This is a genomic window from Pseudophaeobacter profundi (assembly GCF_029697505.1).
In the GTDB taxonomy this organism is placed as follows: Bacteria; Pseudomonadota; Alphaproteobacteria; order Rhodobacterales; family Rhodobacteraceae; genus Pseudophaeobacter; species Pseudophaeobacter profundi.
In genome coordinates this window covers 1-274 of the sequence record NZ_JARJEF010000252.1, presented here as the reverse complement: position 1 = coordinate 274, position 274 = coordinate 1, and the positions used below count along the sequence as shown (strand labels likewise).

The 274-nt window shown below is 46.7% G+C and carries 1 protein-coding gene; it reads right to left on the bottom strand.

Translation table 11 applies throughout. From position 1 onward, the window contains the following. Positions 1 to 86: 86 nt before the first annotated feature. A partial coding sequence (locus tag P2081_RS20905; protein WP_278924708.1) for a hypothetical protein occupies positions 87 to 274 on the bottom strand: 188 nt, incomplete at its 5' end.

The following is a 274-nucleotide window of genomic DNA, read 5'->3' as shown; positions in this document are numbered from 1 at the left end:
GGCGCAACTAAACTTCCGACACTGACAAGAGTTCATGAGTGTTGGAATCAGTCAATGTTTCATGTATTGCACACGAGAGCACTAGCCTATTCGAGGTCAGGCAGTTCTTCGTCGTCTGAGTCCGACTCTACATCTACATCGAAGTTTGGTTTGGAATCTCCGCCGCCAAGGCCACCCATGGATCTCATCATCTCCTCAAGGTCTTCCGACTGACCTCCACCAAACTCATCTTCACTGTCATCTTCGTCTTTCCATTTGTTAAAATCAACTTTCA